A 4,484-nucleotide genomic window follows, 5' to 3' on the forward strand; every position below is an offset into this window, starting at 1 on the left:
CCTCCACCCCGACCACCCCACCCACCAGAGGAAAAACGGGAGGTCATCGACGTGACGGGCACCTTGTCAGCAAGGATTCAGCCGCGGTATCGGGGGATCGCCGATCACCCGATAACAGGCCGGTCATGCGGCTACTCGGGCGGGTCGGATATCTGGATGATGTGCAGAGGCTCTTCGAAGGCGCGGATGGCCGCCGCCCAGTGTGGGCCCTCGAGGGTGAGGATCGGGCACACAGAGGTGTCCGCCAACGCGGCGACGTGTGCGTCACCCCAGTCCAGGCCGGTCCGGTTCAGCACCGATGCCAACATGATGCCGTGCTCGGGCTCGCGGAGTCCGGCCACGGTGATCTGATCCATGGTGGCGATACCGAGCAGCAGGTCGGCGGCATCCTTGGAGCCGGAGTCCCGGGCGGCCGAGGCGACGGCGACGACGGACATGACCATCGCCTGGCCTTGCTCGTCCCAGCGGGCCACCATCTCCATCAGATTGAGGTCTCCGCGCGCGAGTTCGACCAGGACGCCGGTGTCGAGGATGAGCGGCGGCAACGTCACTTCGCGGCCTCGCCGGTCAACGCGGCGATCTGCTGGGCGACGTGGGCCATCCGGCGCTCCACGAGCGCGTGGTCGGCGTTGTCATGAGCACGGTCGAGGTGGGCTTGAAGGATCGCCCGGCGGCGGCGGTCTTCGCGGACCTTTGCGGCGAGGGCCTCGTTGACGTAGGCGGACAGGGAACCTGTTTGGGTCTTGGCGTACTCGACGAGTTCGTGGTCCAGGGTGACGCTGATGATGTCTTTGGCGGCCATGACCGCATTCTAATAGCACAGTAAGATTTTTTGCGGCTGGGGCGCTGCTGAGCACGAAGCGCGCCACGCAGCTCCCGCGCCCATCTACGCCGATCACGGGTCAGGCGGGAAGATGACCGGTACGACGCAGTGTGACGCGTCACGGACGCTACCCGGGTCTGTCCAGTGAACGCGGCTCCGTCTCTCTTCCGGAGACCGAGCAGTCTCGCCTACCCGGCCATAATGTGGCGATATGCAACCTGAACTGATCACGGAGCGCGCGTTATCCCCGGAGCGAGGCCCCCGCCGCTGCGCTGACGGCACATGGCAGGTGCCCACCCTTGATCTGCGGTTGCTGGTCTTCGACTCGTGTTTCCAAACATTGCGGCAGGTCTTTGACCTGCCGTGGGAGGGACAGTGCTCGGTAAGCACGGACCTGCAGCGTGTCGCGGTGGCCGGCTTGGACCAGATCGCAATGGTCGCCCTGGACGGCCGTATTGTGTGGCGAGTGTCTCATCACGCGTGGGGTCCTCGCCTCGGGGCCGTAGGTTCAGCGGGTTCCTGCGCGTTCAGCCCGGACGGAAGTCAAGTCTGGGTGGTGGTGCCCCAGCACGAGCACGACGTCGGTGGGGACCAGTGTTGGGTGCTCGACGCAGTCACTGGGGACGTACTGGACCGCGTGCCGCTAGGCTGCTCCGCCTACAGTTCCTCGATCTTGCCCCATCCCGATGGACGTCACCTGCTGTTGGATCTGGGCGCGCCCTACGAGGTCGGCTGGATCGGCTCGGGCCGGTGGGACAGCGGCCGGGCCGCGGTCTTCATCCGCCGATGCGACTACGAGGTTCTCGCCGACCTGCATCCGTCCGGAGATCGCTATCTGACCACGCCGATCGAGGATGACAAGCTCACCGTTCGCCGGTTTCCGGACGGGGCGGTGCAAGCCGTCCGCCAGGGCCGGGAGGTCTTCGAGGGCGACGTCGGATTCGACCTGGCAGGGGGATTCTTGGATACCGAGCGCGTCATCGCCAAAGAGTTCGAGGGCCAGACCAGCCTGTTCACGGCCGACACGCTGGACATGGTCGATGTCATCGACTACCCCTCCGATGCGGTCACCGAAGAACCGCTTCCAGACGGCAGAGGCGTGTGGAGCACTTTTGACTTCCGCATTGGCCGATTGCAGGTCTGGAAAGATCCATCCGTGCCAGGGCCGCTCCACAACATCTGATTCCAGCACCGCTTCACAGGTCCCCCGGCCGTCGCGAACGCTGAACGGTCGCGGTCCAGGCAGATGTCCCCGTTCGTCTGGGAACACGGCGTACGGCGCTGTGGACCGCCCCGGGAATCTTGGAGGCTACGATTCCTGCGCCTTATAGAAGGCGTCCTCGTACTCCTTCGGCGGAATATTACCACAAAATGAGTGGAGCCTCGTCTCGTTGTGAGCTGCCCGGGTTAATTGGAGGCTCCCAAGACTGGAAGGCTGGGAGTCGTGCCCGCACCGAGGAAGTACCCCCAAGAGCTGCGCGATCGCGCCGTCAAGATGGTGTTCGACCTGCGTGAGGAGACCGAAGGCAAGACCGGGGCGATTGCCCGGGTGGCCGACCGGCTCGGTGTGCATCGCGAGGCGCTGCGCTCATGGGTACGGCAGGTTCTAGCCCATAGACCCGAGGATGGATAGGCGTGATGCCCGCCGAAGGCGTGGATGGGACGGAGCCGCCGTAGTACTCCGAGCCGGGGAAAGCCCGCGCACATGGGGAAGGGCGGCAGCGTGTCAGTCAAGGAAGGAATGTAATGTCCGAAGATGCGCCGGTGAATACCGGCGCCGCGAGATGGCCGGACCCGGATTCGGCGTATCTCGCAGTACGGAGGATGCAGACCAAGTTGCACCGCTGGGCGACCGAAGATTCTGGTCGCCGGTTCGGTGACCTGGTCAACCTCGTCTACGACCGGGCGTTCCTGGTTCACGCGTGGGAACGTGTGTCGACCAACATGGGCGCCAAGACCCCCGGGATCGATCGGGCCAGCGCGGCCCAGATCGAGGCATGGATCGGGGTTGAAGTTTTCCTGGGCCAGATCCGGGACCAGGGCTCCGGCGTAGTGGCGTTTTGTCCGGTTTCTCGATCATGTGAGGTCGAGGACGGTGAGGGTGCGGGCGGCATCGCGGGAGATGTGGCGGATGGCCTGGGCGATGTTGCCGACTCCGGTCAGGCGTAAGGCGCCGATGGCGAGGTTGCGCAGGGTGGCCATGGCGCGTGGGGCATTGCCGGTGCGGACCTGGCTGTGGTCTTCGGCGTAGGTGACGTCGCGGACGTAGTGGAGCCGGTTCTCGATGCTCCAGTGGCCGCGGATCCAGGTGGCCAGGTCGCTGGGAGGGGCCTGCCAGGCGGGCAGATCGGTGATCGCGTAGACGGTCACAGTCCGCCACTTTCCCGCGCTGCCGTCTCTGACCTGGCGTTTGATCTGCATCGCCTGGACGGCGTGGGGGAACGGCAGGCCGGTGGTGACGGTGACGACTTCGAGGGTGCGGCGTTCCTCACGCCCGTGTCCGCGGTCACGTTCGCGGTGCTGGACGGGGATCTGTTTCCATGACAGCCGTTTGACCTGCGCGTACAGGCTGGGTTGGTTCTTCTTGACGATCAGTACGTAGTGCGCCCGTTTCTGCTCGATGAGGAAGGTGGCGTGCTCGCGCCGGGTATGCAGGGCATCGGCGGTGACCACGCGATCGTCCAGGTCGAGACGCTTCAGCAAGGGTTGGAAGCGGGTGATCTCGTTGGTCTTGCCGTCCACGTCGGTCTGCGCGAGCACCAGGCCGCTGCCGTGGTCGAAGGCGGCCAGCAGATGCAGCGGCTCACCACCGCGGTGGTGTGCGCCGCGCAGGGCCTTACCGTCGACGGCCACGGCCCGGCGACGCGCACGGCCGTCGGTAGAGGCGCTGGTCGTGGCGGCTCGCCCGGCCAGCCAGGAGCACACCGCCTCATCCAAGGCGTCGGTGTCGATCTGCTCGAACAGACGCCGCACGGTTGACTCGTCCGGCGGCTGCCATGCCCGGCTCAGCGGATCCCGGCGGACGCCGAGGACGGCCATCACCTGGGCGGGGGCATCAGCGATCCGCTCACCGATCGCCGTGAAGGAACGTGCGCCGGCCAGCACGGCAGCCGCGGCACCGGCCAATAACGACGCCAGCGCGTGTCGGACGCCACGCGGATCACGGGGGTCGGGAAGGCGTTGGAAGCACTCCAGCAGGCTGAGGCATTCGGCAGCGGAGGCGGTCACCGGCCCATGCTCGGCCAGTTGGCCAAGCAACACTGATCGGCGATGATGACAGGACAGGCACGGTCTTCTCTGGCGATCATTAGGCGTCGAGAACCTCATGATCTCGAAGATCGTGCCTGTTCTCGTCCTCAGACGAGTCTCCAGACCCCGCTAAAGCTACAGAACAGTCATGCCACGAAACGGACACTCAGGCTGTTACCGACACCTCGCCGTGGCCCTGCGGCGAACCCAAGGTCGAAACTCTCCATCAGGCCCCAAGAACCGCTACTTTCTGCTGAAATCCCTCCGGCTGACGTGGTGCCATACGGTCGCGTCCGAGATGCGGTGTAAATGTGAACGAGCGTAGGTTGCCGTGCTGAACCGTCCAAAGTTCGCACAACGCAAGGACCTACGCTCGTGGCACGCACACTACCGCCCGTTCAAGCCATCCGCG

At 65.4% G+C, this 4,484-nt stretch carries 6 protein-coding genes; 3 read left to right on the forward strand and 3 right to left on the reverse strand.

Features of this window, described 5'->3' with window-relative positions; all coding sequences use genetic code 11:
* Positions 1-131: 131 nt before the first annotated feature.
* Complete coding sequence (locus E1294_RS51075; protein WP_220448431.1) at positions 132-545, reverse strand: hypothetical protein; 414 nt, start codon at positions 543-545, stop codon at positions 132-134.
* A gap of 2 nt (positions 546-547) precedes the next feature.
* Positions 548-802, reverse strand: a complete 255-nt coding sequence (locus E1294_RS51080) for a type II toxin-antitoxin system CcdA family antitoxin (RefSeq protein WP_132520321.1) — start codon at positions 800-802, stop codon at positions 548-550.
* A gap of 232 nt (positions 803-1,034) precedes the next feature.
* Between E1294_RS51080 and E1294_RS51085 the strand changes: the two genes are divergently transcribed.
* The 3 genes from E1294_RS51085 (at position 1,035) to E1294_RS54240 (ending at position 2,992) form a co-directional block, all read left to right on the forward strand.
* Positions 1,035-2,006 (forward strand): YncE family protein, encoded by a 972-nt coding sequence (locus E1294_RS51085; RefSeq protein WP_132520324.1) that lies wholly within the window; start codon positions 1,035-1,037, stop codon positions 2,004-2,006.
* Between the two features lie 261 nt (positions 2,007-2,267).
* A complete protein-coding gene (locus E1294_RS51090; protein ID WP_132520327.1) occupies positions 2,268-2,456 on the forward strand; it encodes a transposase in 189 nt (62 codons plus the stop codon).
* Between the two features lie 113 nt (positions 2,457-2,569).
* On the forward strand, positions 2,570-2,992 hold the full coding sequence (locus E1294_RS54240) for a hypothetical protein (protein ID WP_181958685.1): 423 nt from the start codon (positions 2,570-2,572) through the stop codon (positions 2,990-2,992).
* Here E1294_RS54240 and E1294_RS51100 read toward each other — a convergent pair.
* Positions 2,900-4,051: an ISAs1 family transposase gene (locus E1294_RS51100; protein ID WP_220448432.1), complete on the reverse strand. Its 1,152-nt coding sequence runs from the start codon at positions 4,049-4,051 to the stop codon at positions 2,900-2,902. The two genes, E1294_RS54240 and E1294_RS51100, sit on opposite strands and share 93 nt — an antisense overlap.
* Positions 4,052-4,484 lie beyond the last annotated feature (433 nt).

This window comes from Nonomuraea diastatica (genome assembly GCF_004349015.1).
GTDB lineage: Bacteria > Actinomycetota > Actinomycetes > Streptosporangiales > Streptosporangiaceae > Nonomuraea > Nonomuraea diastatica.

What these genes read in the sequence shown, in the direction of transcription:
- E1294_RS54240 (WP_181958685.1), top strand. Translation starts at nt 2,570, where the DNA reads ATGTCCGAAGATGCGCCGGTGAATACCGGCGCCGCGAGATGGCCGGAC.
- E1294_RS51085 (WP_132520324.1), top strand. Translation starts at nt 1,035, where the DNA reads ATGCAACCTGAACTGATCACGGAGCGCGCGTTATCCCCGGAGCGAGGC.
- E1294_RS51080 (WP_132520321.1), bottom strand. Translation starts at nt 802, where the DNA reads ATGGCCGCCAAAGACATCATCAGCGTCACCCTGGACCACGAACTCGTC.